The organism is Kribbella sp. C-35 (assembly GCF_046549195.1).
GTDB lineage: Bacteria > Actinomycetota > Actinomycetes > Propionibacteriales > Kribbellaceae > Kribbella.
Genome location: NZ_JAJPWG010000003.1, coordinates 310,592 through 337,351 on the forward strand (window position 1 = coordinate 310,592; position 26,760 = coordinate 337,351).

The window sequence follows — 26,760 nt, forward strand, 5'->3', positions numbered from 1 at the left end:
GTGTGGTGCGGGAGACGTCCGGGGTGACGACGCGGATCGCGGCGGCGATGACGCAGGCGCAGTCGGGCAGTCCGGCCGAGGCGGCGCTCGAGCTGAACGCGCTGCTCGCCGAGCTGGGCCAGGAGCCCACGCACGAACGGGCCGCTGCGGAGTACGTGCGAGCCGTCGCGGCGCATCACGCCACCGACTCGGTCGAAGCGCTCGACGCCGTCGACAGCTGTATCCGGGTCGCCCGCGCGATCGACGAGCCGGGCTGGGAGGCGAACGCGATCGCGCTCCGGATCGTCACCCTGATCCGGACCGGCGAGGGCGGTGACTCGGTCGCCGACCTGGTCGCCGCGGAGAACGCACTGTCTCGGACCCGCGACCTCGGGCTGGCCGGCTGGGCGCACACCGGCCTTGGCTACGCCTACGACCTGCTCCGGCTGTACGAACTGTGCATCCCGCACTTCGAGCTCGCCGCCGAGGGTGACCACGATCCGCTCGGCCTGCCCGAGGCGCCCGCGATCAACCGGCTGAACCTGGCCGAGTCGAACCTGCGCTGGGCCCACGAACTCGAGCGCCTCGGCGACACGTCGTACGACGAGGAGATCAAGGAACGCCGGCGCGCCGCGCACCGTTGGGCGGGCGAGGCGGTCGAGGTGATCCTCGCCGCCGACCTGCTCGGGTACTGGCCGATGGCCGGGCGGATGTGGCTCGCGGCGAGCAACGACGCCGCTGACGCGGGCGAGGCGGCCGTGGTCCTGAAAGACTGCCGGGATCAGCTGGCCAAGCTCGGTGATCTCGAGCTGGCGGCGATCGCGGGCGCTTATCTGGCCAAGGCGTACCTGGCGCGCGCCCGGATCGGTGAGGCGATGGACGCCGCGGACCGGGCGGCGAGTGACCTGCCGCCGACGTCGGATCCGCCCGTGGAGGCGCTGATCCGGCACACCGCCGTACAGATCAGTGCGGAGTCCGGGGACACTGGTGCGTCCTCCGGGCTGCAGTACGCGCGGGCGATCAGCCGCGGCTGGTGGGCGGAGCGGTTGCGCGGGCTGTACGCCGTACGCAGCGCGCTGGCCAACCACGAGCTCTCGATCCGGCACGATGCCGAGTGGCGGGCTGCGCGTGAGGATCCGCTGACCGGTGTGGGGAATCGGCGTGCGCTCGACGAGCGGATGTCGGTGGCGCAGGACTCCGGCCGCTCGATCGCGGTGGTCGCGATCGATGTGGACAACCTCAAGGTGATCAACGACAGCTACGGGCACGCCAGCGGCGACGAGGTGCTGCGGCGGGTCGGGACGCTGCTGACCGAGCAGTGCCGCGCGGAGGATGTCGTGGCGCGCGCGGGCGGGGACGAGTTCGTCGTCGTACTCGACAACCCGGACGAGCGCGGTGCGCCTGAGCTGGTCGAGCGGATCAAGTCCGCTGCGGATCGTGAGGCGGAGCGGGCAGAGGAGCCGTGGTTCGCGCTGCTGCGGTTGAGTGTGGGGCAGGCGAGCAGCACGGACGGTACGGCGGTTGCTGAGCTGCTGACTGAGGCGGATCGGCGCATGTACGCCGAGAAACGCCGACGCCGGCGCGATGCTCAGTAGTTGCTGATCAGTAGTCCAGGAAGCCTTCTACTACGAGGTTTCTGATCTGTGGGAGGTAGTCGGCGAGTACGTCGACCACTGGGCGGTCCATGAGGTCGGCCAGCGCGGCGAGGATCTGGCCGGTGCTCAGGTCGCCGTCGCACGCGCCGACGAAGCCTGCCATGACAGTGTCGACCTGCTCGGCTCTCCGCATGCCACGCTGCCGTCGGAGCACGATCGTGGCCGGGTCCTCGGCTCCTGGCTGTCCGGTGGCCTCCTGGATGACGTCGTCGGCCACGTGCAGGTGGAGCGCGGTGAGGTCGGCCGGGAGGCCTTCCAGGCGTTCGAAGCGGTGCAGGACGTGTGGGCCGATCGGGCGCTCGATCTCGTACGGCCAGGCCTCCGCGGTGAGGGAGCCTTCGACATTGTGCAGCGTGATCCAGCCCATGCCGATCGCCTCGACATTGTGCTCGTCGAGATAGCGCATCCATTCGTCGTACCTGGTGGTGTACTGCGGCGAGCCGTGCAGGCCGGCGTCACGGAGCCAGAGCTCGACGTACTCGGACGGGTCGAGTTGCTCGCGCTGCACTGCCCAGGCGGAGCGGTCGCCCGTCCAGGCGGCGATGCGGTCCTGCCAGTTCTCGCCGCGGACACAGGTCCAGTTGGCGAGCAGCTGACACCAGCCACCGTCGGTCAGGTGATCCGGCGCTTGCCTTATGAGCTGCTCGACGACACCGTCACCGACGTACTCCGTCTCGCGGTAGGTGAGATCGCCGCCGGGCGGAGAGATCACGTACGGCGGGTTGCTGACGATCAGGTCGAAACGCTCGCCACGGACGGGTTCGTACAGGCTGCCGTCGCGGAGATCGAGCTCGATGTGGTTGAGCGCCGCCGTCGCCTTGGCGAGCTGAAGGGCGCGCGGGTTGACGTCGGTCGCCGTCAGCTGGTTGACCCGATCCGTGAGATGGAGCGACTGGATACCGCACCCGGTGCCGATATCGAGCGCCCGCTCAGCCTTGATCGGGACGGTCAGGTGAATGAGGCTGAGGCTGGCCGGCGCGATGCCGAGCACATAATCGGATCGCATCGCCTCCCGCCGCCCGTCAAGCCCCGGCGTGAGGTCCGCCACCACCCACCAGTCCCGCTCATCCTCCGCAAACGGCCGGACATCGACCACCGCCCGAACCTCGCCCCCACTACGCTCAACGATGCCCAGAGCAACCAGATCAACCCCCGGAAACGCCTTGTTTACAGCGTTTTCCGGAACGTTCTGCTGGAGGAGGAACAACCGGATCATCGTGTCGAGCGCATCCCCCGACGCCGTACGACGGGCCGCCGCCGAGGTCTCGTTCCGCGCCAACGCCGCATTCGCCTGTACACCGAGCCGCTCGGCCACTCCGTCCGTGGTGTACCCCGCCCCGGCAAACGCCGTACGCAACCCCTCCACCACATGCCCCGTCAGTTCCCGCATGCGCACATCCTCCCACCCCGGGGCCCACTGAGCTGGAGGGTTGCCCCCTGAGATTCTCAATGGGCAACCCTCCAACTGGGGGGATGTCCCCTCAGTTGGAGGGTTGTGCCACCCGAGGGCGGGCGGGTGGCCGCGGCTCGGGTGGTGGGGTGGGTGGGCGGGTGGTTAGGGGTTGCAGGTGAGTTTGGGTTCGGCCCAGTCGGCGTGGTCGCTGGTGTTGCCGTCGCCGCCGTCGGTTACTTGGAGGGTCAGGGTTTGGGCGCCGGTGACGTCGACCGTGGTGGTGGCGGTTGGGGAAGTGCCGGTCAGCTGGTCTGATGTGTAGCGGGCGGTGCCGTCGGTGAGGACCTTGAAGGTGACCTTGCCGCGGTCTTCCATTTCGTCGTCGATGCCCAGTTTGCTGGTGAAGCTCGTGCAGTTGCCGCCGAGGCGGACGCTGACCGACGAGGGGGCGTGAGCGCCGAGCCCCTTCGCGTAGTGGACGCCGTCGAGCGTGATCGGTCCGCCGTCGCCGGCCGCGTCCTCGCCGTTGCTGTGGTCGCGTTCGACCGGGCCCCAACCGTTGGTGGAGTCAAGGAACTCGAGGTCGCTGACCCAGTTCTCCCCGGTAGGTGCCGGTGGCAACGGTTTGTCGGCGATCGTGGCCGCGAAGAAGCCCAGTCCGCCGCCCGGCAGCTTGATCGCCTTCACGGTCTTCCCGGGATCAAGCGGTACGGCGGTGTAGAACACCCGGTAGTCCGTCGTCGTATTGCTCAACCCGGCCGCCGTATACCGGCCCTTGACCGACATGGCCAGCTTGGCGCCACCCGTCGTCGGATCCTGACAGCACCAGTTCGGCAACTGGAACGTGCCCTCCGACGTCGATCCGTCGGTGTAGATGACCGTCACCGTCCCACGGGCGTTCAGACTCGCGCCGGCGCCTAGCAGTGCTAGATGCGATCCGGTCCCGGACACGAGGATCGGAGCCGACTGGTTCTTCACGAGGTTCGGCGTACCGGGCGCCCCGCTCGGCCACGTGAAGTCGGCGCCCTGCACGTTCACGGTCGCACCAGGCGTGTACCCGGCCGCCGCCAGCGCCTCACCGTTGAAGCTGTTGCCCGACCCGTCGAAGTTCCCTTGCTTGTACGTCGATGCGTCGCTGACCCCGACCACGTTCGCGGCCTGCGACACCGAGGCGTACGGCAACTGCGCCGTCCCCGTCGAGGTGTTCGTATAACTGTTGCCCTGAGCAACGTACGACGCCTTCAACGTCAACGTGAAGCTCGCGGGTTTCACGTCCGCGCCGGGCGTGACCTGCAGCTTGGTCGTCACGGTTCGGCCGGGATCCACCGACGCGAAGGTGTTTGCGCCGCTGACGCTCCACCCGGCCGGCACCTGGACATCGAGCCGTACGTTGCGCACCGTCGTAGTGGTGCCGTTGCGGAACGACGCGGTCACCTCGGTCGCCTGGCCCGGAGCGTTCCACAGCGAGGGCGTGGTGAGCTCAGGCGTCCCGAAGGTGTTCGTGACATCCGGTCCACCCACTGCGGATGTTCCGGACAGGACAACCACAGCGCTCCGGGAGGTCGGGATCGATGCGGTCTGCACACGGACGATGCCGTTGGCGTAGGTGAATGCAGCCGGGCGCCCGTCGATCGTGACGTTGCGCGGGGCGGAGCCGGTGTGGACGGTCAGCTCGTACGGGCGGGTCGCCGGCTTGCCGTCGTACGACCCGATGCTCGCGCCGATCTTGACGGTCACGTCGCCGCGGCCCTGCGTCGGTGCGTCGACCGCGAACGTCTGCGTCGCGGACTTCCCGGACCGGGTCACACGATCGTCCTCGTACATCGAGAACGACGACTTCCCGGACGGGTAGATGTCGACGGTCACCTGGTCGCCGAATCCTTGTTCGGCGGCGGTGTTGATCCCGGGCTTCCACATCGGCACGACCGCGCCTGCCTTTACGAACAGCGGCAGCGTGTCGAGCGGAGCGTGGTACCCGTTCACGGTCGTCGGGCCCTGGTACACACGGCCCGTCCAGTAGTCGATCCACCGGCCCGCGGGCAGGTAGATCCCGTTCTTCACCTCGTCCGCGCCGTACATCGGGGCGACCAGGAACTCCTTGCCGGCGAGGAATTCGTACTTGGTCGTGTCGTCCCACGTCTTCGGGTCGGTCGGGTACTCCAGCACCAGCGACCGGTTCAGCGGAGCGCCGGTCCGGTGGGCTTCGGCGGCGTACGTGTAGAAGTACGGCAGCAACCGCTCCCGCAGCTTCAGGTACTTGCGGTTGATCGAGGTGTACGGATCGCCGTACGCCCACGGCTGCTTGTACGCCGGCGTCGACCAGCCGGACATCGTCATGAACGCCGGGTTGAACACCTTCCACTGCATGTCCCGCACGTACGACGTCGCGGAGCCACCGAAGATCCCGTCCACATCGCCCGCGCTGTAGGCGATGCCGGAGTTGCCGGACCCGGTGATCGCCGGGATCTGCCACTTGATGGCGTCCAGCGAACCGCTGTGGTCACCGGTCCACTGCACTGCGCACCGCTGCGCGCCGGCCCAGCCCTCGACCATCCACGCGAACCCGCGGGCGTTGCTGTACTGCTCGATCCCGTCGTGCGCGGTGTCGCAGGCCGTCAGTGCGTACCGGTACCCCGGACCGACCCAGGCCACGTCGAGCTTTCGGACGCGGACACCGGCCTCGCCGACCTCGGCCGGCTGCCGGTCCAGGTTCGACTGCGTCCAGAGACCCATCTGGATGTTCCGCGCCCGCAGGTCGTCACCGGCCTGCTTCAGCGCCGGGATGTCCCGCTTGCCCCACCAGGTGCCGTCGACCTGCTCGGACTCGGTGTTGGCGGAGTAGCCGCAGCCGTAGTCGTCGTTGACGAGCATCCAGCCGCCTGGCATGTCCTCGTCCTTGAAGCGCTGCGCGACCTTGACCGCGTCCAGCGTCGTCACCTTGTCCGGGTTGACCTTCCAGTCGTTGCTGGGGTCCGGATCGGTCGCGTAGTGACCGCGGTTGTAGCAGTCCGAGTCGCCGTACTCGAGTCCGTAGATCGGCGGCATGAACGGCCGGCCGGTGAGCTCGGTGTAGCGGTCGAGCGAGGTCTTCAGGTCGCCGATGAAGTAGTACGCGTCGAACCGCGTTTCGTCGTGAGTAGTTGCAACGGGACTAGTGAAGTTGTAACTACCCGGGCTGAACGTGTTGCGGAGTACGCCGTACCCCGCGGTGCTCATGTAGTACGGCGAGGCGTTCGGGTTGCCGCCGTCCTCCCAGTTGAAGTCCCGCGAGATCTTGATCGTCTGGTCGCGGTGCGAGAAGCGGCCGTTCTGCATGCCGCCGCCGAAGAACTGCTCGTTCGCGCCGCGGCCGAGGGTCTGCGTGGTCGACGCGTCGGTCCAGGACAGCGGCGCTGCCTCGGACCACACCAGTTGGCCGTTCGAGCGGTAGACCGAGAACTTCAGCGGCTTCTTCTGCGCGCGGACCTCGATCTTGCCGGTCGTGAGCGAGTAGTAGGTGCCGCGGTCACGCCAGGTCGTCGACGGCGTCCCGTAGTCGGTCTTGGTGACGATGTTCGAGCCTTCACCGGTGTCGGCGGGGTCGGTGAAGTTCCCGTCCGGCGCCATCCACAGCCGGAAGACGTCGTCCTTCAGGAACACCACTCGCACCTTCGCCGCGCCGGCGCTGAGGGTGTACGCCGCTTCGTCGGCCGCGAACCCGGTGACGTCACCGAGCGTAGTGGCGGCGGCCTGCGCGGGAGCCGCGGTCTACACGAGTGCGCCCGCTAACAGAGCTAGGGCGACTACTGAACGTTTCATGCGGACAAAGATGCTCACGACTGCCTCACTTCACGCATCAATGAACAAGATGCGCACATTGAAGCTCACCGGCCGTGGATTGTCATCAGGTCAGCTTCATCAAGTTGAGACGGTGTCGCTATCACGGAGTGAAACTCCGCGATGACGATGAGTCGCATGACGAACAGGCGTCCCAGCAGCCCCAGCAGTCACGTCTTCACCAGGCGTCACGTCCTGTCGGCCGGTCTGCTGGCCGGACTGGCGGCGGCCACACCGGGACTGGCGCACGCCTCGCCGTTCGACCCTGACCGCCTTGGTGGGATCCGCCCGGCGGGTGATCCTGATTTCCACCCGGTGCGGTTCCGGCTGCCTCAGCCGACCGGGCGGAAGGCGCTCGGGACGACCGCGATCCATCTGATCGACCGGTCCCGCCCGGATCCGAGCATGCCGAGCGGGCAGCGGGAGCTGATGATCAGCCTCTGGTACCCGGCGGGCATGTTCGGAGCGGCGCCGTTCGCGAAATACATGCCGCCAAAGACGGCAGTCGAGGTGGACGACACGTGGACGGGTGAGTACGGACTCGCCCTGCCGAGCGGATCGTTCGACTTCGCGAACACCGAGACACATTCGCGCGTCGACGTACCTATGCAGCGGCTGCGGCATCCCGTCGTACTGTTCTCACCCGGCTACCAGTACAGCCGGTTCGTGAACACCGCGCAGGCGGAGGATCTGGCGAGCCGCGGGTACGTCGTGGTGACGATGGACCACTCGCACGAGACGCCCGTGGAGTTCCCCGGCGGGCGATTCCTACCGGGCCTGCCGGCCGCGGAGCCGGCTGATCCGGCGGAGATCCGGAAGGCGGTCGAGACCCGGACTGCGGACGCGCGGTTCGTCCTGGATCAGTTGGAACGGCTCGCCCGCGGCGAGAATGTCGATGCCGAGGGCAAGGATCTCCCCGGCGGGCTGGCGGAGGGGCTGGATCTGCGCAAGGTCGGCATGTTCGGGTTCGCGCTCGGTGGGTACACGACCGCGAACACGATGCTCGAGGACGAGCGGGTGCTGGCCGGGCTCGACCTGGACGGCACGTTGCAGGACGACCGGCTCAAGGGGCCGCTCGGTGAGGTCGCGGAGAAAGGGCTGGACCGGCCGTTCCTGCTGTTCGGCTCGGCCGAGACGCAACGGACCGATCCGGGCAAGGAGTACTACGACAAGTCATGGGCGAGTTTCTGGGAGGCGCAGCGCGGCGGGAAGCTGAACCTGACGCTGGCGAGCACCAAGCAGCGGGCCTTCACCGACTACCAGTTCATCTTTTCCCAGCTGTTCCACGAGATCTACGGCGAGGACCCGATCATCACGTCGGTGATGAAGGCGCTGGTGGGCAGCGCCAAGCCGGCGCGCAGCGTGCTCGCCCAGCGCGAGTACGTCGCTGCGTTCTTCGACCAGACGCTGCGCCGGCGCCCGTCTCTTCTGCTGCGCGGAGACTCGTCCAAATTCCCGGAGGTCCGGTTCGCACGCTGAGACGGCGTACTCTCGTTAGACGCCCCAGGGCAGTCTGTGGCAGTGTCGCGACTCGCGGTGACGGTGGGTTGTTCGCCACTTTCTGACAGCCTAAGGGGTGTGGAGGGGGCGGGACCGGTTACCGTGCGTTGAGAAAACGCGTTGCCGTCGGCCGTACCCTGTCCTCGGTGGGGTCGGTCTGTGCCCGGGGGAACAGACGACGGAGTAGGGGCGTTGTCGGCAGGACGAGAGTAGGGAGCGCAGTGGCAGGGGCAGCAGGGACGAAGACAGCCGCAGGCTCTACTGAATCGGTTGGTAGGCGTCTGGTGATCGTCGAGTCGCCGAAGAAGGCGCGGATGATCGCCGGTTTCTTGGGGTCCGGGTACGTGGTGGAGTCCAGCTTCGGCCACATCCGCGACCTGCCGAGCGGGGCGGACGAGATCCCCGCCAAGTACAAAGGCCTTCCGTGGGCCCGGCTCGGCGTGAACGTCGAGGACCACTTCGACCCGCTGTACGTCGTGCCCGCCGACAAGAAGGCCCAGATCCGCAAGCTCAAGGACCTGCTCAAGGGCGCCGACGAGCTCTTCCTGGCGACAGATGAGGACCGCGAGGGCGAGGCGATCGCCTGGCACCTGCTCGAGGAGCTGAAGCCGAAGGTCCCGGTCAAGCGGATGGTCTTCCACGAGATCACCCCGAAGGCGATCCAGGACGCGGTCGGTAACGCCCGGGACATCGACGAGGCGCTCGTCGACGCCCAGGAGGCGCGCCGGATCCTGGACCGGCTGTACGGGTACGAGGTCTCCCCGGTGCTGTGGAAGAAGGTCATGCCGAAGCTGTCGGCGGGCCGGGTGCAGTCGGTCGCGATCCGGATGGTGGTGGACCGCGAGCGCGAGCGGATCGCCTTCCGCAGCGCGTCGTACTGGGACCTCGACGCGACCCTCGACGCCGGTGAGAGCCGGACGCCGCGGCAGTTCGGTTCCCGCCTGGTCTCGGTGGACAGCAAGCGGGTGGCGCAGGGCCGCGACTTCAGTTCGATCGGTGAGCTCAAGGGCGCGAACACAGTTCATCTGAACGAGCAGACCGCGACCGCGCTGGCCGCCGCGCTGCGCGACTCGCAGTTCACCGTCCGGTCGATCGAGTCCAAGCCGTACACCCGCAAGCCGTACGCGCCGTTCCGGACCACCACGCTGCAGCAGGAGGCCGGCCGCAAGCTCGGCATGTCCGCGTCGCAGACCATGCAGGTCGCCCAGCGGCTCTACGAGAACGGCAACATCACCTATATGCGTACCGACAGCGTCACGCTGTCGGACACCGCGATCACCGCGGCCCGGGCCCAGGTCCGGGAGCTGTACGGCGCGTCGTACCTGCCGGACAAGCCGCGCGTCTACACCTCCAAGGTGAAGAACGCCCAGGAGGCGCACGAGGCGATCCGGCCGGCCGGTGAGGTCTTCCAGACTCCGGCTCAGACCGGTCTGAGCGGCGCCGAGTTCCGGCTCTACGAGCTGATCTGGATGCGGACGATCGCGTCCCAGATGAAGGACGCCGCCGGGAACAGCGTGTCGATCAAGATCGACGCGACCGCTTCCACCGGTGAGAAGTGCGAGTTCACGTCGTCCGGCCGGGTGATCACGTTCCACGGGTTCCTCAAGGCGTACGTCGAGGGTGCGGACGACCCGTCCGCGGGGACCGACGACCAGGAGACCCGGCTGCCGAACGTCGAGGAGGGCGACGTCCTGCCCGCCATCGAGGTGCTCGCCTCGGGGCACGAGACGAAGCCGCCGGCGCGGTTCACGGAAGCGACGCTGATCCGGGAGCTGGAAGAGCGTGAGATCGGGCGGCCGTCGACGTACGCCTCGATCATCGGCACGATCCAGGCCCGCAAGTACATCTACAAGAAGGGCCAGGCGCTGGTTCCGGCCTGGCTGGCGTTCGCGGTCGTCCGGCTGCTCGAGGAGCACTTCACCCGGCTGGTGGACTACGCGTTCACCGCGACGATGGAGGACGTGCTCGACGAGGTCGCGGCCGGCGACCTGCAGCGTGAGGGCGTGCTGTCCCGGTTCTACTTCGGCGACGACGACCTCGAGGGCCTGAAGTCGATGGTCACCGACCTGGGCGATATCGACGCCCGGGAGATGTCGACCTTCCCGGTCGGCGGGGACGACAGCGGGATCGTCGTCCGCGTCGGGCGGTACGGGCCGTACGTCGAGGACAAGGACGAGCGGCGCGCGAACGTGCCCGAGGACCTGCCGCCGGACGAGCTGACTGTCGACAAGGCCAAGGAACTGCTGGAGCAGCCGTCGGGTGTCGAGCACGAGCTCGGCAACGCACCGGACACCGGCCTGAAGGTGGTCGCGAAGGCCGGGCGGTTCGGGCCGTACGTGACGGAGGTGCTGCCGGAGGACGCGCCGAAGAGCGCGAAGCCGCGGACCGGGTCGCTGCTGAAGTCGATGACGCTGGAGTCGATCGGGCTCGACGACGCGATGAAGCTGCTGTCGCTGCCGCGCGTGGTCGGGAAGGACCCGGAGTCCGGTGACGAGATCACCGCGCAGAACGGGCGCTACGGGCCGTACCTGAAGAAGGGCACGGACTCGCGCTCGCTGTCGTCCGAGGAGCAGATGTTCGACATCACGCTCGAGGAGGCGCTGGCGATCTACGCCGAGCCGAAGCAGCGGGGCCGGCGGGCCGCCGCGCCGCCGCTGAAGGAGCTGGGCGAGGACCCGGAGTCCAAGAAGCCCGTGGTGGTTAAGGAGGGCCGCTTCGGTCCTTACGTCACCGATGGGGAGACGAACGCGACGCTCCGCAAGGACGACTCGGTGGATACCATCTCGCTGCTCCGGGCGGCCGAGCTGCTGGCGGAGAAGCGCGCCCGCGGCCCGGTGAAGCGTCCGGCGAAGAAGACGGCCGCCAAGAAGACCGCTGCGAAGAAGACGACTGCGGCGAAGAAGACGGCGGCCAAGAAGACCGCCGCCAAGAAGACGACAGCGAAGAAGTCGACGGCAAAGAAGTCCTGACATGACGAGTCCAGTCGAGGTCAGTGCGCAGCGGTTGCGGGAGCGGGGCGAGCGGGTCACGCCGGCGCGGCTCGCGGTGGTCGAGGTGCTGGCCGGCACCGAGGAGCACCTGAGCGCCGAGCAGATCGGTGAACGCGCCGAGCAGCTCCGCCCGGGCATCCACCGCGCCACCGTCTACCGGGCGCTCGACGCGCTGGGTGAGTTCGGTCTCGTCACGCATGTGCACCTGGGCCGGGCCGGTACGACGTACCACCTGGCCGGGGACCTCGCGCCGCGGCACCTGCATCTGCGCTGCTCCGAGTGCGGCACCGTGTACGACGCTCCTGGCGACGTCCTCGAGTCCGCCCGCAAGAAGCTCGCCCGCGAACTCGGCTTCCATCTCGCCCCCGAGCAGGTGGCCCTCGTCGGAGTCTGTAAGGACTGCCAGTAGCCGATCGGCCCGCTCCGGTCACGACTGTCCATATCTGTTCATCGGTGTGGATCCATGAAGTGAGTTGGCTTAGGGTCGACTCCTGTGACGGACTATGTCGAGGACTTTGCGTCGGGTTTGAACGTACTGGCGCCGCGGGCGTGGCTGGATGACGACTCCGGGCGGGTCGCGCTCAGCGGGGACTGGAGCTTCCGGCTGTCCCCGACCGTGGCGGACGCGCCGGACGACCTGAAGGACCCGGACACCTCCGGCTGGGACACCATCGCGGTGCCGGGCCACTGGCAGCTGAACGGGTACGGCGCGCCGGCGTACACGAACGTGGTCTACCCGTTCCCGCTCGAGCCGCCGTACGTGCCGACCGACAACCCGACCGGCGACTACGTCCGGACCGTGACGGTCCCGGCCGACTTCGAAGGCGCCCGGATCGTGCTCCGGTTCGAGGGCGTGGACTCGCGGTTCGCGGTCTACGTGAACGGCGAGCGGGTCGGCTGGTCGTCCGGCTCCCGGCTGGCGTCGGAGTTCGACGTCACCTCGTTGGTTGCTCCGGGCAAGGAAGCGCGGATCGCGGTGCGGGTGCATCAGTGGTCGACCGGTTCGTACGTCGAGGACCAGGACATGTGGTGGCTGTCCGGGATCTTCCGTGAGGTCAACCTGCTGGCGCTGCGTCCGGACGCGCCGACCGATGTCTTCGTCAAGGCCGCGTGGGACCACATCGACGGTGCGGGCACGCTGCTGGTCGAGTCCGACGTACCGGGCACGGTGTCGGTGCCTGAACTGGGCCTCGAGGTCGCGACGGGCGAGCATGTGCGCGTCGAGGGTGTGCAGCCCTGGAGCGCCGAGGTGCCGCGGCTGTACGACGCCGTACTGCGGAGTGCCGGCGGTGACGTGCGGCTGCGGATCGGGTTCCGGACTGTCGCGATCGTCGACGGGATCTTCACCGTCAACGGCAACCGGGTGCTGTTCAACGGCGTCAACCGGCACGAGTTCCACCCGGACCGGGGCCGCTCGCTGACCGAGCAGGACATGCTGGACGACGTACTGATCATGAAGCGGGCCGGGATCAACGCGGTCCGCACCAGCCACTACCCGCCGCACCCGCACTTCCTGGCGTTGTGCGATGCCTATGGCCTCTATGTGATCGACGAGTGCGATCTCGAGACGCACGGGTTCGGGTACGAGCCGCAGCCGCCGAAGCTGCCGAACCCGGTGATGGACGAGCGGTTCCGCGACGACATGGTGCTTCGGATGCGCCGGACCGTCGAGCGGGACAAGAACCACCCGTCGATCGTGCTCTGGTCGCTCGGCAACGAGTGCGGGATGGGCGACAACCTCAAGGCGATGTACGACCTGGTCAAGGAGCTCGACCCGTCGCGGCCGGTGCACTACGAGCGGGATCGGGACGCCGAGTTCGTCGACATCTACTCGAGCATGTACACCTCGCCCGAGGGCGTCGCGGAGATCGGCGAGGACACCTCGTCGTACCGGGGACTGCCGTTCATCCTGTGCGAGTACGGGCACGCGATGGGGAACGGGCCGGGCGGGCTGGTCGACTACCGCGAGATGTTCGAGAAGTACCCGCGTTGTCAGGGCGGGTTCATCTGGGAGTTCATCGACCACGGCCTGCGGACCACGATCGACGGTCGCGAGGTCTACGCGTACGGCGGGGACTTCGGGGAGACGATCCACGACGGGAACTTCGTCTGCGACGGGCTGGTGTTCCCGGACCGGACGCCTTCGCCCGGGATGCACGAATACATCAAGGTGATCGAGCCGCTGCGGATCGTTGCTGATGGCAATCGGGTGTCGATCACCAACCGCTACGAGGTGCTCGACACCAGCCACCTGAGCTTCAGCTACGTCGTCGAGACCGAGGGCTCACGTGTTGACACCGGGAGCCTGTCGGTTCCGGTGATCGCACCTGGCGAGACCGTGACGGTTGAGCTGCCGTCGGTGGATGCCTCGAAGCCCGAGACCTGGGTGACGGTGACCGCTTCTTTGGCCGAGGCGACGTCCTGGGGCGAGGCCGGCCACCGCATCGCCTGGGGCCAGATCCGTCTGGACGAGCCGGTCGCGGCCGAGGTTGTCGTGAGTGGTTCCCCGGCCTCGGGCGAGGCCGGGGTTGATGGGATCTCTGTCGCGGGTGTGACGAACGCTCGGTTGGATGTTTGGCGGGCGCCGATCGACAACGACGCGATCCCGGGTGTCGCGGCGGCCTGGCGCGAGGAAGGCTTGCATCGCGTGCAGCACCGGATCGTGTCGCAGGGTGAGCGCGACGGTGCCTGGGAGGTCGTCACCCGGACCGCGCCGCCGCAGTTGCAGTGGGGTCTGCGCAGCACGTGGCGTTGGACCGCTGCCGACGACGGCGTGGTGCTGGAGTTGAGCGTCGTACCGGAAGGGCTGTTTCCGGAGGTGCTGCCGCGGCTCGGCATCACGTTCGAGCTGCCGAAGGTGCAGCAGGTCGAGTGGTTCGGCACCGGCCCGGACGAGGCGTACGTCGACACCCGCGAGGCCGCCGCGGTCGGCAAGTACTCCGCCACGGTCGCCCAACTGCAGACGCCGTACGTCCGCCCCCAGGAGAACGGCCACCGCATCGACACCCGCTGGGCCACGCTCGACGGCCTGCGGATCGAGGCCGTCGACCAGCTCTTCGGCCTCACCGTCCGCGACTGGACATCGGCCGACCTGGAGAACGCGACCCACACCGCGTTCCTCACCCCGGGCGACACCACCCACGTCACCATCGACCTCGCCCAAACCGGCGTCGGCACCGCAGCCTGCGGCCCCAAACTCCCCGACCGCGACAAACTGAAGACGGCCCCCGCGAGCCTGAAGCTCCGCTTCATCGCCGGCTAGTCAAGCGCGTCCGCCAGCCGCCGGTAGCCCTCCCCGGGCAACCGGCGGCTGGTGCGGTTCGGAGCGTCGGTCTGCCAGGTCAGGAGCTGGACGGCGACGTGGTCCGCTCCGGCGTCGTGGTGCTCCTTGACGCGGGCCCGGACCGTTTCCAGGTCCCCCCAGGCGACTGTCGCGTCGACCAGACGGTCGCTGCCGCCGTGCGCGAAGTCGTCGTCGGTGAAGCCGAGCCGCCGTAGGTTGGTCGTATACCCGCGCTTGCTCAGGTAGAAGTCCAACGCCTGCCGTGCGATGGCCCGTGCCGTCGACGGATCCGATTCGAGGACCACCTTCTGCTCCGGAGCCAGCACCGGCCCGTCGCCGAGCGCCGTACGGGCGATGGCCGTGTGCTCGGGTGTGATCAGGAACGAATGGGCGCCGCGACTCCTCGCCGCCGCCAGCGCCAGCATGCGCGGCCCGACCGCGGCCAGTATGCGTCTGCCGACAGGCACGTCGGCCGCGTCCAGCCGGTCGAGGTACGACGTCAGCTCGCGAAACGGCGACTGCGACCATTGCTGTGCCTCCCGGGGACCGTTGCCGAGACCGAGCACGAGCCGGCCCGGATGCTGCTTCTCCATCCGGTGGTACGCCTCGGTGACGTCCGGGGCCGCGTGCACCCAGATGTTCACGATCCCGGTCGCGATGGTGAGCTCCTCGGTCGCCTGGAGCGCCGTCGCCGCCAGCTCGAGCATGTTCGGCCCGTTCCCGACCCAGACGGTCCCGAACCCGAGCTCCTCCAGTTCGGCCACAGCGTCCCGCAGCCCGTCTCCCTCCTGCGTCCACAGCGTCGAAGGAGCCCAGATCCCGACTGCGCCAAGTCTCATGCCCGCGACGCTAGGCGTCACCACCACCCCGGTCAGCACCCACTTGTGAGCAAGTGGCCGCAGAACTAGCTAGATCGCGATGGCTGGGCGGGGGTGTACTCGGTCGGTTGGTGGGTGGTAGGCGGACCAGGCGCGGGTTAGGCGGTGGACGGCTTCGGTGAGGTCGGCTGGGTGGGCGCGGAAGTGGAGGCGGATGTAGGCGTCGCTGGCGGCGGTGACGTCGAGGCCGGAGCCGGGGAGGATTGCTAGGCCGTGGCGGAGGGCTGTTTGGGCGAAGGAGGTGCCGTCGCCGTGTGGGAGGCGGGCCCAGAGGCACTGGCCGCCGGAGACGGTTGGGATTTGCCAGGTGGGCAGCGCCTCGGTGAGCAGAGCGTGTAGGTGGTCGTGGCGGGTCTTGAGGGTTTGGTGCAGGGCTGGGCCGTCCAGGAGCGGTAGCAGGTGTACTGCGGCCAGCTGGGTCGGGACGTTGCCGCCAAGGTCGTGGACTGCGCGGAGGCGGGCCAGGCGATTGATCAGCGGCGGCGCGGCGCGGATCCAGCCGATGCGCAGGCCGCCCCAGATGCTCTTGCTGAGTGAGCCGATCGAGATGACGGAGTCGCTGTACGCCGCCATCGGCGTGGGCAATGCCTCGCCGGGGAACCTGAGGTCGGCCGGCACCTCGTCCTCGATCACCGGGATGCCTGCGCCGGCCACGCGCTGACGGGCGAGCGCGGACATCACCGAGCCGGTCGGGTTCTGGTACGTCGGGATGACGTAGGCGATCGCCGGCCGCCGCTCCCGGATCGCCGCGTCGAGCCCCTCGAGTCCCACCGGCAGACCGCGCAGTACGGCGCCCTCCTCCCGGAACACCTCCAGCGCGCCCGGGTACGTCGGTGCCTCGACGAGCACCTGGTCCCCGGGCGACACGAGGGCATGCGCCAGCAGCGAGAGCGCCTGCTGACCACCGTTCGTCACGAGGATCTGTTCGAACGCGGTCGGTACGCCGCGCGCCGTGTAGCGGTCCGCCAGTGCCTCGCGGAGCGCCGGGTAGCCGTATGGGTAGTAGCCGATGTCGTCGGTGACGCGGGCGAGCTCCGGCGCGATCTTGGCGAACGCCTCCGCCAACTGCGGCGGCGGATCGCCAGGTGCGGCACAGATCGCCAGCAGTACGTCGTCGTCCCGGGCCTCCAGCGAGTCCAGGAAGATCGGGTCGACCGGAGCGTCCTCGACCTGACTGTTGCGAGGTATGCCGGCCACGCGTGTCCCGCTGCCCTGCTTCCGGGTGATGCGCCCTTCGGCCCGGAGCAGGTCGTAGGCGGCGACCACCGTCGTACGGCCGACTGCCAACGCGCCGGCCAGCGCGCGGTCCGGTGGAAGCAGTACGCCCGGCGGTAGCTCGCCATCGTCGATCAGGTGCCGCAGGCGGGCCGCGAGCAGCACGTACAGCGGGCCGCGGCCGGACGACCAGCGGCCCAACCGGTCAACCACCTCGATTGGTCTCATCTGCGAACCAATTCTGCCGGATTGGCTCTCCATCGGCCAGCGCGAGTCCAGAACGATGGCGGTATGCCGACCTTTCCGAGAAACCCGATCATCTCCCTGACCGCCGAGCAGCCACGGTACGAACTGGGCGAGAGCTACGGCCCGGACCTCCGGCTCGCCGACCTGCTCACGCCCGAGCTGGACGACCTCGAACTCGGCTACGGCACGGCTGCCGGTGACGTGAGACTCCGTACGGCGATCGCGGACCGGCACGGCGTACGGCCCGAGGACGTGGTCGTCACTGTCGGCGGGATGCACGGGATCTTCCTGCTCGCCTACCTGCTGGAGGGTGAGGTGGTGACGACCGCGCCGCAGTTCCCGATGACGCGCAGCGCGTTCGACACGGTCGGTGCGTCGGTGCGAGTCGTTCCGCTGACCTTCGACGAGGGGTACCGGCTCACTGCGGACGCGGTGCGTGCGCAGCTCACGTCGGAGACCAGGCTGGTCAGTTTGGCCACGCCGCAGAACCCGTCCGGTGTGGCCGTATCTCCGGAGACTCTGCGCGAGATCGTCGACGCGATGAGTGAGATCTGTCCGGACGCGTACCTGATGGTGGACGAGACCTACCGGATCGCGGCGTACGGCGACGATCCGGTCGCGGACACGGCGCTCCGGCTCGGGCCGAAGCTGGTGTCTGTCGCGTCGCTCTCGAAGTGCCATGGGGCGGCCGGGTTGCGGATCGGGTGGGTGATCAGCACCGACGCCGGCCTGGTCGAGCAGTTGACGACGGCGAAGTTCAGCACGGTGGTCTCCGCGTCCACGGTCACGGAGGCGCTGGCGATTCGCGTGTTCGAGCAGGAGGACGAGATCCTCGCCGTACGACGGCCTTGGCTGGAGCAGAACCTGCTGATCACGCAGGACTGGGTCAACGCGAACGGTGAGCTGGTCGAGTGGGTTCGGCCGGATGCCGGGGCGTTGTGCGTGATCCGGCTCAAGCCGGCGGTGGATCTCGAGCGGTTCCGGCGTACGGCGGCGGAGGCCGGTGTCCGGCTGGCCGACGGGGACTGGTTCGGGGACGAGCCGCGGGTGTTCCGCCTCGGGTTCGGGTTCCTGCCCGCGGGTGAGTTGAAGGCCGCACTGGATGCGCTGGGCGAGGCTGTCCACGCTGCCCACTAGGCTTGCGGTGTGCCGGAGGTTTATGACCCGTTGACCGATCCTGCACCGGCGCACGATGTGCGGGCGGTGTTGCGGATCCGGGCGTTCCGGCGGCTGTGGATCGCGTTCGGGCTGTCGAGCCTCGGCGACTGGATCGGCCTGCTGGCGCTGACCGCGATGGCGAAGTCGTTCGCCGGTGACGACTACCAGGCGGCCAACTTCGCGATCGGCGGCGTGCTGTTCCTGCGCGTGCTGCCCGCGCTGGTGATGGGCCCGGTGGCGGGCTGGATCGCGGACCGGCTGGACCGGCGCTGGACGATGATCGTCGGCGACCTGATCCGGGCCGCGTTCTTCGTCAGCATCCCGATCGTCGGCACGCTGACCTGGGTGCTGGTGGCGACCGTGCTGATCGAGATCGTCAGCCTGATCTGGGGTCCGGCCAAGGACGCCAGCGTGCCCAACCTGGTGCCCCGGCACCGGCTCGAGGCGGCCAACCAGCTCAGCCTGATCACGACGTACGGGACCGCTCTGCCGGCCGCGGTCATCTTCACAGCGATCACCCTGGTGTCGCGCTGGGCCGGCGACTTCGCCATCGACCTGGCCGTGTACGTGAACGCCGCGACCTTCGTCATCTCGGCGTTCGCGATCGTGTCGGTCGCCGAGATCGGCCGCGCGATTCACGAGCACGAGGACCATCCGACGCTGTGGCGGACCGTGGTCGAGGGCTGGTCCTACGTCACCGGCACGCCGGTGGTTCGCGGTCTCGTGATCGGGATCTCCGGCGCGTTCGCGGCCGGTGCGGTCGTGATCGGCCTCGGCCGCACGTACGTCGAAGGGCTGGGCGCGGGCGATCCCGGGTACGGCGTGTTGTTCGGCGCCGTGTTCGGCGGCCTCGCGCTCGGTATGGGGTTCGCGCCGCGGATCTTCTCCGGGTTGTCCCGGCGCCGGCTGTTCGCGGCCGGGCTGGTCGGGTCGGGGATCTGCCTGGCCGGGCTGGCGTTGATCCAGCAGATCGAGATCGCCACGATGATCGCGATCCTGCTCGGGTTCTGCGCCGGCGGCTCATGGGTCTCGGGGTACACGTTGCTCGGTCTCGAAGTGCCGGACGCCGTGCGTGGGCGGACGTTCGCGTTCGTGCAGTCCGCCGTCCGGACGGTGCTCGCGATCACGCTGGCGATCGCGCCGTTCGCCGCCGGCGCGATCGGCCGGCACACGTGGACGATCGGCGGCCGTTCGGCGACGTACAACGGCGCTTCGATGACGATGGTCGCGGCGGCGGTCCTGGCCGGGGTGATCGGTCTGCTGGCCTGGCGGCAGATGGACGACCGGCCGGGGGTTCCGTTCTGGCGCGACGTACGGCGCAGTTTCGGCAAGACGCGTGGCGACTATCCGACGACCGGCCTGTTCATCGCGCTCGAGGGCGGTGAGGGCGCCGGCAAGTCGACGCAGTCAGCGCTGCTGGTGAAATGGCTGGAGGAGCAGGGCCAGCAGGTGCTGCTGACCCGCGAGCCCGGTGCGACCGAGCTCGGCAAGACGCTCCGCCAGATCGTCCTCGACCCGGCGACCGGCGACATCTCGCACCGCGCCGAGGCGCTGCTGTACGCCGCAGACAAGGCCGAGCACGTCGACTCGGTGATCAAGCCCGCGCTGAAGTCGGGCGCGGTCGTGATCACCGATCGGTACGTCGACTCCGCGCTGGCGTACCAGGGATCCGGGCGGGACCTGGACCTGACCGACGTCGAACGGGTGAATCGTTGGGCCACCAACGATCTCCGCCCGAACCTCACGATCCTGCTGGACCTGCCGCCGACGAGCGGCCTCGGCCGGTTCAAGGAGCGGGACCGGATCGAGGCGCAGTCCGACGCCTTCCACGAGCGGGTGCGGAACGCGTTCCTCGAGCTGGCCGCCGCCGAGCCCCAGCACTACCTGGTCCTCGACGCGACCCAGGACCGCGAGGACATCGCGCAACAGATCCGCGCCCGGCTCCAACCGATGCTTCCCAAGGTGGGCCTATGAGTGTCTGGGACGACCTGGTCGGGCAGGAGCCCGCGGTCGCCGTACTGCGCAAGGCCGTCGACGGCGCCGCTGCGGTACTGCGCGGCGAGAGGGGCCCTGCGGTCGCCGGGATGACGCACGCGTGGCTGATCACCGGGCCGCCCGGCTCCGGCCGGTCGAACGCGGGTCGGGCGTTCGCGGCCGCGCTGCAGTGCGCGAACAACGGCTGCGGCGAGTGCAACGAATGCCGTACGGCGCTCAGCGGCGCGCACCCGGACGTGTCACTGATCCGCACCGAACTGTTGTCGATCCGGGTCAGCGAGGTCCGCGAGCTGGTCCGCCGGGCCGCGATGAGCCCGACGCAGGGCCGCTGGCAGGTGATGGTCGTCGAGGACGCGGACCGGCTCACCGAGCAGGCCGCGGACGCGTTGCTGAAAAGCATCGAGGAGCCGTCGCCGCGGACCGTCTGGGTGTTGTGCGCGCCGACGGTCGAGGACGTCGTACCGACGATTCGTTCGCGCTGCCGGCTGCTGGTGCTGCGGACGCCGCCGGTCGCCGCGGTCGCGGAGATGCTGAGCCGGACCCTCGACGTCGGCCAGGATCTGGCCTGGTTCGCGGCGCGGGCCGCGCAGGGGCACATCGGCCGGGCGCGGGCGCTGGCCCGCGACGAGGCGGTGCGCGAGCGGCGCAACAAGGTGCTCGAGGTGCCGTTCGCGCTGCGTGATCTCGGGGCCTGCCTGAAGGCCGCGCAGCGACTGGTCGAGGCGGCCAAGGAAGAGGCCAAGGCCAGCGCGGAGAAGGTCGACGAGAAGGAGCGGGCCGCGCTCGAACAGGCGCTCGGCGTCGGCACGAAGGGCGCCCGGCCGCGCGAGGCGAACGCGGCGCTGAAAGAGCTCGAGGACCAGCAGAAGGCCCGCGCGAAGCGCTGGGAACGCGACGTTCTGGATCGTTCGCTGGTCGACCTGATGGCGCTCTACCGCGATGTACTCGTGATGCAGACCGGGTCCGGCAGCGAGCTGATCAACGCCGAGCTGCAGCGCAACATCGAGCAGCTCGGGAGCCGGACGACACCCGAGCAGACGGTCCGCCGGATCGACGCGATCGCGATGTGCCGGGAGGCGATCGAGGCGAACGTGGCGCCGCTGGTCGCGCTCGAGGCGATGACGGTCGGGCTGTTCGAGGGCCGCAGCGACGGCTTCACGATCCCGCGGCGCCCGCAGCGCTAAGAGGGGCGTCTGAGTCGTTCATCACGCCACGTCCGATAACTGGGCAGAACGTGTAACACCGAGACCAGCGGGTCCGATGACTGGGTGACTGGGCGGAGTAGACCGCTCAGCCCTCACCTTGCCGCGAAACGGACGCAAATGACCCAGCCGCCCTCCCCGATCCAGCCCGCGCGGCCATCGCTGCCGTCGGCTGAGTCCTGGTTGGAGGGCGTCCCGACGCCGAAGGGCCGGCAGAACGGGTACGCCGTCGCCGCGTTCGCGACCAGCCTGCCCGGGCTGGTGCCGATCGCGGTCGTGCTGGCCGTCGTCGCGCTGCGGCGCATCAAGCGCGCCGGCGGGCACGGGAAACGGCTCGCGTACGGCGCTCTGGCGGTGTCGCTGTGCTGGGTGATCGCGATCGGTGTCGCTGTCACGCTCAACCTGATCGGCGAGCACCGGCGGGGCATCGGCAAGACCGTGTCGATCTCGCAGGTGGAGGTCGGCCGCTGCTTCGACGCGGACCTGGAAGCCTCGACGCTGCGGCTGGTACGGATCGCCGACTGCGCCGCGGCGCATACCGGGGAGGCATACGCCAAGGTGCAGGCCGCGCTCGTCGGGTTGTCGACCGCGCAGACCGGGACCGTCGCGACGCAGCAGTGCGCCGGCGCGTTCGTCGAGTTCGTGGGGACGCCGTACGAGCGGTCCGAGCTCGACATGTACTACGTCGTACTGGAAGACCGCGCGGTTGCTGACGGCAACGTCCTGTGTCTGGTCGGCATGCCAGGGACCCATCTGACAGGTACGATGCGCGGATCACAGCGGTAATGCCCGCGGGGGATTCAGTGGGGGTAGCGTGACTCAGCCACCGTACGGCCCGGAGCCGGAACGACCACAGGACCGGCCACAGGACAGTCCGCGGGATCCGACGCGTCCGTTCCCGACGTACGGGCGGCCGGAACAGCCGCAGGCGCCTGGTGCGCAGGGTGGTGCGCCGTGGGCTGCGCCTGGGCAGCCGACGTACGGGTCGCAGCAGTCGCCGTACGGGCAGGCCCCGGGCGGTCAGCCACCGGGCGGTCAGCCGTACGGGCAGGGATATGGGCCGGGGCAGTATCCGTCGGCGTACGGGCAGGCGCCGGGGCCGTACGGGTACGGCTATGGGTACGGCGGTTACGGGTACAGCGGTTCGGGTGGGACGAACGGGCTGGCCACCGCGGCGCTCGTGACCGGGCTCGGCGGGTTCGTCATCGGGGTGTCCGCGCCGGTGGCGATCGGGCTCGGTATTGCGGCGCTGGTACAGATCAAGCGGAGCCAGCAAGAGGGCAAAGGGATGGCGATCGCCGGACTGGTGATGGGATCCCTGGTGACGATCGGCTACGCACTGCTGATCGTCCTCGTGATCGCGCTCGGTTCGTCCGACGACAACTACAGCGCACCGGATCCGGTGTCGTCATCGAGCTCGGGTCCGACCACGTACGTCGACGATCTGACGGTCGGGGAGTGCTTCGACGAGGGCAGCGAAGAGGACGAGGTCGTCCGGCAGCCGTGCCCGGACGCGCATGACGGCGAGGTCGTTGCGATCCCGACGCTCCCTGGTACGAAGTACCCGGGTGACAGCGCCATCAACAAGGCGGCCGACCGTGCCTGCGCCCCCGCGTTCGGCACGTATGTGGGGAAGGCTCGTGACCAGTCCGAGCTGTACCTGGACTGGTGGACGCCGAGCAAGGAGGCCTGGGAGGACGGCGATCACCGGGTTCTGTGTGCCGCGTTCGGGCCTGATGACGACAAACTCACTGGCAGCGTGAAAAACAGTCACCGGTAGGGGCGTGACCGGCGCGCCGGGGACGGTGGACAGGTTATTTCCTGTGTAGCGCGACCACTTCCTGTGCAACGCCCCGTACTCTGACGGCGTGGGCATGGTGATGGCGGTGTCGTTCGAGCGGTACGGGCGGCTTTACTACCTTGATCCGGGTGAGTTTCGGCCTCGGGTGGGGGAGAAAGTGCTGGTACCTACTGACGACGGCCCTGAGGTGGCGGAGTGTGTTTGGGCGCCGCAGTATGTGACTGAGGACGTCGGCGGGCTGCCGCTGTGTGCGGGGATCGCGACCGCGACGGACCTGGACCGGGACGAGCAGAACCGGCAGCGGCGGGCGGATGCGCGGGTGATCGCCAAGCGGACGATCCGCGAGCACGACCTGCCGATGAAGGTGGTCGGGATCGATTTCGTCGACCGGCGGCCGGATATCGACCAACTCGTGATCGTGTACTTCTCGGCGCCGCACCGGGTCGATTTCCGTGAGCTCGTCCGGGATCTGGCGCGGGCGCTGCGGGCGCGGATCGAGCTGCGGCAGGTCGGCGCTCGTGACGAGGCGCGGTTGCAGGGCGGTATCGGGCCGTGCGGGCGGGACCTGTGCTGCGCGACGTTCCTGAAGGACTTCGAGCCGGTCAGCGTGCGGATGGCGAAGGACCAGGACCTGCCGCTGAACCCGCTGAAGATCTCCGGCGCCTGCGGTCGCCTGATGTGCTGCCTGAAGTACGAGCACCCGCTCTACCAGGAGTTCAACGCGAAGGCTCCGGCGCTCGGGACCGCGGTGGAGACCCCCGCGGGTGATGGAGTGGTGGTCGGGCACAACGTCCCGAGCGACACCGTCGTCGTTCGGCTGGCGGCGAGTGGCCGGCGCTGCGCGTGCAGCCGGGCGGACGTCTGCTCGCCGCGGCAGCAGTACGAGGCCTCCGGTACGACGACACCGGACGCGGCACCCGTCGTACCGGAGACGAGTGCACCGGAGACGAGTGCACAGCCCGAACCGCCGGAGCCGACCGAGGAGCGGCGGGCCCGGAAACCACGCCGGCGGCGCCGCCTGCACCACGACGACGAGGGAGAAACCGCGCAGTGAGATTCCGCAGGTCGACCGTACTGGTGGCAACTCTGGCGGTGCTCGCGAGCGGATGTGGAGTAGCGAGTCGCGCGCAGGACGCCGACAGCGGTACGGCGCCCGGCGTCGGCAGCAACCCGCCCAGCGGACCGGTGGGCCCGATCCCGGCCGGGCTGGAGAAGTTCTACCAGCAGCAGCCGGACTGGGAGCGCTGCGGCTCCAATCAGCAGTGCGCGACCATCGAGGTCCCGCTCGACTACACCAAGCCGACCGGGCAGACCATCGAGCTGCGCGCCCGGAAGGTGCTCGCCAAGGACCGCGGCGGCCGGATCGGCACGCTGTTCATCAACCCGGGCGGTCCCGGCGCCTCCGGTCAGGACTTCGCCGCACAGGCGCCGATGCTGTTCGGTTCGTCGCTGCTGCGGAAGTTCGACATCATCGGCTGGGACCCGCGCGGCGTCGGCGAATCCACCCCGGTGAAGTGCCTGGACACGGCGCAGCTGGACGCGATGATCGCCGCCGACGGGAGCCCGGACACGCCCGCCGAGGTCGCCGACGTCGACAAGCAGTCCAAGGCCTTCGCGGCCGGCTGCAAGCAGCGCTCCGGCGAGCTCCTCCCGCATGTGAACACGAAGGACGCCGCCCGCGACATCGACGTACTGCGAGGCATCGTCGGGGACTCCCAGCTCTACTACCTGGGCATGTCGTACGGTACCTACCTCGGTGCGACGTACGCCGAGCTGTTCCCGAAGAACGTCGGCCGGCTGGTGCTGGACGGCGCCGTCGACCCGTCGATCTCGTCCCAGCAGATGGGGATGGCGCAGGCGAAGGGCTTCGACAAGGCGCTGGACGCGTTCGCGGAGGACTGTGCGCAGCGCTCCTGCAAGCTCGGCAGCAGCAAGAACGAGGTGCTGGCCAAGGTCGACAAGCTGATCAAGGACAGCGACGCGCATCCGCTGCCGGGTGACGGGCAGCGCCAGGTCACGCAGGCACTGGTCATCCTCGGCCTGGTCTACCCGCTGTACCTGAAGGAGTTCTGGCCGCGGCTCGAGGACGCCGTCGTCGACGGGCTCGCCGGGAACGGCGCGCGGCTGCTCGCGATGGCGGACGAGTACACCGACCGCAAGCCGTCCGGGTACTCCGACAACGCGAACGAGGTCCAGATCGCGGTCAACTGTTCCGACCGGCCGGACGTCACCTCGATCGCGCAGCTCCAGGCGGAGGTGCCGGAGTTCAAGGCCGCCTCACCGCGGTTCGGGGAGTTCCTCGCCTGGTCGTCGGCGTCCTGCGTGAACTGGCCGGTGAAGCCGACCGACAAGCCGCACCAGATCAAGGCGGCCGGCTCGAAGCCGATCATGGTCCTCGGTACGACGCGCGACCCGGCCACGCCGTACGAGTGGGCGGTCGGCCTGGCGCATCAGCTCGAGAACGGCGTCCTCGTCACCCGCGACGGCGACGGCCACACGGCGTACCTTTCGGGCAACGCGTGCGTGAAGAACGTCGTGGAGAGCTACCTGGTGCAAGGCAACACCCCCGCCGCCGACATCAAGTGTTAGTTGGGGCGGGTGTCGTTCGGGTCGACCGGGAGTTTCAGGGTGTCGGTGGCCTGCTGGAGGACCGCGCGCAGGCCGGCCTCGTCCTGCGGGCGGCCGCCGACGGTGATCTCGACCGCTGACGTCTTGCCGTCGTCGAGCGAGACCCAGCGCGACAGACCCATCCGGGGACCGCGGGCCTTGTCGACGTACGTGTAGATCAGCGTGCCGTTGTCGCGGCTGAGCACCTTCAGGCCGCTCTCGTCGATGCTGCGCTCACGGTTCGCGACCAGCTGGTCCGGGGTCTGCTTGCTGCCCCGGGTGTCGAACCGGATCTGCCAGACACCGGTCGAGTCGACGAACTTCGGGCGGGTCCCGCTCTGGGCGCTCTTCCACCCGGCCGGGACCTCGGACGACACCGGGTCGTCGTCGGTGCCGAAGTTCTGGACGACGTACTGCAGTCCGTCGGCCTGCAGCCCGTCCCCACGGCTCGGGGTGCTGGTCGGCGACGGACTCACGATCCCCACCGGCGTGTCGTGGGCGGTGAACGGATTGCCACCGTTCACGGCGACGACTGTGCCGAAAACGGCTACACCGACGGTCATTCCCGCCAGCGTCATCAGCAGCGCCTGGTGCCTGGGCGTGAGCATCCCGACCTCGCTTCCCTCTCTCCCGCCTGATTATCGCCGACGAGAGGGGCGTCACCGCAAACTGCCGCGTACGCTGGCACGTCGTGGAGATGTCCGACCCCGCGTTCCGGCAGGCCTTGCAACGCTACGACGACGGTACGGCGGAACGCGCCGACCTGAAACTGCTCACCAAGGAACTGTTGCAACGCCTGGTCGCGAAGGCGCCGGGTCACGCGGTCGAGGTACGCATTCCGCCGTACGGCGCGGTGCAGTGCATCGAGGGCCCGCGACACACCCGCGGTACTCCCGGCGCGGTCATCGAGATGCCGCCGGACCTGTGGATCGACGTGGCCCTCGGCCGCACCACCTGGCCCGACGCCCGGATGACCGGCAAACTCCGCGCCAGCGGCGAACGCACCGACCTGTCCGCGCTGCTACCCCTGAGCTGAAAACAG

Annotated in this window: 18 protein-coding genes; 13 read left to right on the forward strand and 5 right to left on the reverse strand. The window is 68.9% G+C overall.

The window, feature by feature from the left end; all coding sequences use genetic code 11:
• Positions 1-5 precede the first annotated feature (5 nt).
• Entirely contained in the window at positions 6-1,574 is a 1,569-nt protein-coding gene (locus ACLJOO_RS21475; protein WP_410789025.1) for a diguanylate cyclase, read from the forward strand.
• 7 nt (positions 1,575-1,581) lie between these two features.
• On the opposite strand, the gene ACLJOO_RS21480 is transcribed toward ACLJOO_RS21475, so the two are convergent.
• Both ACLJOO_RS21480 and ACLJOO_RS21485 read right to left on the reverse strand, forming a co-directional pair.
• Positions 1,582-3,024, reverse strand: a complete 1,443-nt coding sequence (locus tag ACLJOO_RS21480) for a methyltransferase (RefSeq protein ID WP_410789026.1) — start codon at positions 3,022-3,024, stop codon at positions 1,582-1,584.
• Between the two features lie 165 nt (positions 3,025-3,189).
• The gene (locus ACLJOO_RS21485) at positions 3,190-6,666 is read right to left on the reverse strand and encodes an NPCBM/NEW2 domain-containing protein (protein ID WP_410789027.1); all 3,477 of its coding nucleotides are present in this window, start codon (positions 6,664-6,666) and stop codon (positions 3,190-3,192) included.
• 315 nt (positions 6,667-6,981) lie between these two features.
• On the opposite strand from ACLJOO_RS21485, the gene ACLJOO_RS21490 reads away from it, so the two are divergent.
• The 4 genes from ACLJOO_RS21490 (at position 6,982) to ACLJOO_RS21505 (ending at position 14,595) form a co-directional block, all read left to right on the forward strand.
• Entirely contained in the window at positions 6,982-8,322 is a 1,341-nt protein-coding gene (locus ACLJOO_RS21490; protein ID WP_410789028.1) for an alpha/beta hydrolase family protein, read from the forward strand.
• A gap of 305 nt (positions 8,323-8,627) precedes the next feature.
• Entirely contained in the window at positions 8,628-11,312 is a 2,685-nt protein-coding gene (gene topA, locus ACLJOO_RS21495; RefSeq protein WP_410789030.1) for a type I DNA topoisomerase, read from the forward strand.
• Position 11,313: 1 nt separating this feature from the next.
• A complete protein-coding gene (locus ACLJOO_RS21500; RefSeq protein WP_410789032.1) occupies positions 11,314-11,742 on the forward strand; it encodes a Fur family transcriptional regulator in 429 nt (142 codons plus the stop codon).
• Positions 11,743-11,826: 84 nt separating this feature from the next.
• The gene (locus ACLJOO_RS21505) at positions 11,827-14,595 is read left to right on the forward strand and encodes a glycoside hydrolase family 2 TIM barrel-domain containing protein (RefSeq protein ID WP_410789034.1); all 2,769 of its coding nucleotides are present in this window, start codon (positions 11,827-11,829) and stop codon (positions 14,593-14,595) included.
• Here ACLJOO_RS21505 and ACLJOO_RS21510 read toward each other — a convergent pair.
• A complete protein-coding gene (locus tag ACLJOO_RS21510) occupies positions 14,592-15,455 on the reverse strand; it encodes an LLM class F420-dependent oxidoreductase (RefSeq protein WP_410789035.1) in 864 nt (287 codons plus the stop codon). The genes ACLJOO_RS21505 and ACLJOO_RS21510 overlap by 4 nt on opposite strands.
• Positions 15,456-15,524: 69 nt before the next feature.
• Positions 15,525-16,937, reverse strand: coding sequence for a PLP-dependent aminotransferase family protein (locus ACLJOO_RS21515; protein WP_410789036.1), 1,413 nt, complete (start codon positions 16,935-16,937; stop codon positions 15,525-15,527).
• A 63-nt stretch (positions 16,938-17,000) separates the two neighbouring features.
• Between ACLJOO_RS21515 and ACLJOO_RS21520 the strand changes: the two genes are divergently transcribed.
• The 7 genes from ACLJOO_RS21520 to ACLJOO_RS21550 all read left to right on the forward strand — a co-directional run bounded on the left by ACLJOO_RS21520 (position 17,001) and on the right by ACLJOO_RS21550 (position 25,700).
• Positions 17,001-18,092 carry a pyridoxal phosphate-dependent aminotransferase gene (locus tag ACLJOO_RS21520; protein ID WP_410789037.1) on the forward strand — a complete coding sequence of 364 codons (1,092 nt, stop codon included), beginning with the start codon at positions 17,001-17,003 and terminating at the stop codon, positions 18,090-18,092.
• Positions 18,093-18,101: 9 nt separating this feature from the next.
• A complete protein-coding gene (gene tmk / locus ACLJOO_RS21525) occupies positions 18,102-20,087 on the forward strand; it encodes a dTMP kinase (RefSeq protein ID WP_410789038.1) in 1,986 nt (661 codons plus the stop codon).
• Positions 20,084-21,292 (forward strand): DNA polymerase III subunit delta', encoded by a 1,209-nt coding sequence (locus ACLJOO_RS21530; RefSeq protein ID WP_410789040.1) that lies wholly within the window; start codon positions 20,084-20,086, stop codon positions 21,290-21,292. The genes tmk and ACLJOO_RS21530 overlap by 4 nt, the downstream gene beginning before the upstream one ends.
• Positions 21,293-21,430: 138 nt before the next feature.
• Positions 21,431-22,096 (forward strand): DUF4190 domain-containing protein, encoded by a 666-nt coding sequence (locus tag ACLJOO_RS21535; protein ID WP_410789042.1) that lies wholly within the window; start codon positions 21,431-21,433, stop codon positions 22,094-22,096.
• Between the two features lie 28 nt (positions 22,097-22,124).
• Positions 22,125-23,090: a DUF4190 domain-containing protein gene (locus tag ACLJOO_RS21540; protein ID WP_410789043.1), complete on the forward strand. Its 966-nt coding sequence runs from the start codon at positions 22,125-22,127 to the stop codon at positions 23,088-23,090.
• Positions 23,091-23,184: 94 nt separating this feature from the next.
• Entirely contained in the window at positions 23,185-24,165 is a 981-nt protein-coding gene (locus ACLJOO_RS21545; protein WP_410789947.1) for a stage 0 sporulation family protein, read from the forward strand.
• Entirely contained in the window at positions 24,162-25,700 is a 1,539-nt protein-coding gene (locus ACLJOO_RS21550) for an alpha/beta hydrolase (RefSeq protein ID WP_410789044.1), read from the forward strand. The genes ACLJOO_RS21545 and ACLJOO_RS21550 overlap by 4 nt, the downstream gene beginning before the upstream one ends.
• Here ACLJOO_RS21550 and ACLJOO_RS21555 read toward each other — a convergent pair.
• Positions 25,697-26,326 carry a hypothetical protein gene (locus ACLJOO_RS21555; protein ID WP_410789045.1) on the reverse strand — a complete coding sequence of 210 codons (630 nt, stop codon included), beginning with the start codon at positions 26,324-26,326 and terminating at the stop codon, positions 25,697-25,699. The two genes, ACLJOO_RS21550 and ACLJOO_RS21555, sit on opposite strands and share 4 nt — an antisense overlap.
• A gap of 89 nt (positions 26,327-26,415) precedes the next feature.
• On the opposite strand from ACLJOO_RS21555, the gene ACLJOO_RS21560 reads away from it, so the two are divergent.
• Complete coding sequence (locus ACLJOO_RS21560) at positions 26,416-26,754, forward strand: sterol carrier family protein (protein WP_410789948.1); 339 nt, start codon at positions 26,416-26,418, stop codon at positions 26,752-26,754.
• The last annotated feature ends 6 nt before the right edge of the window (positions 26,755-26,760 follow it).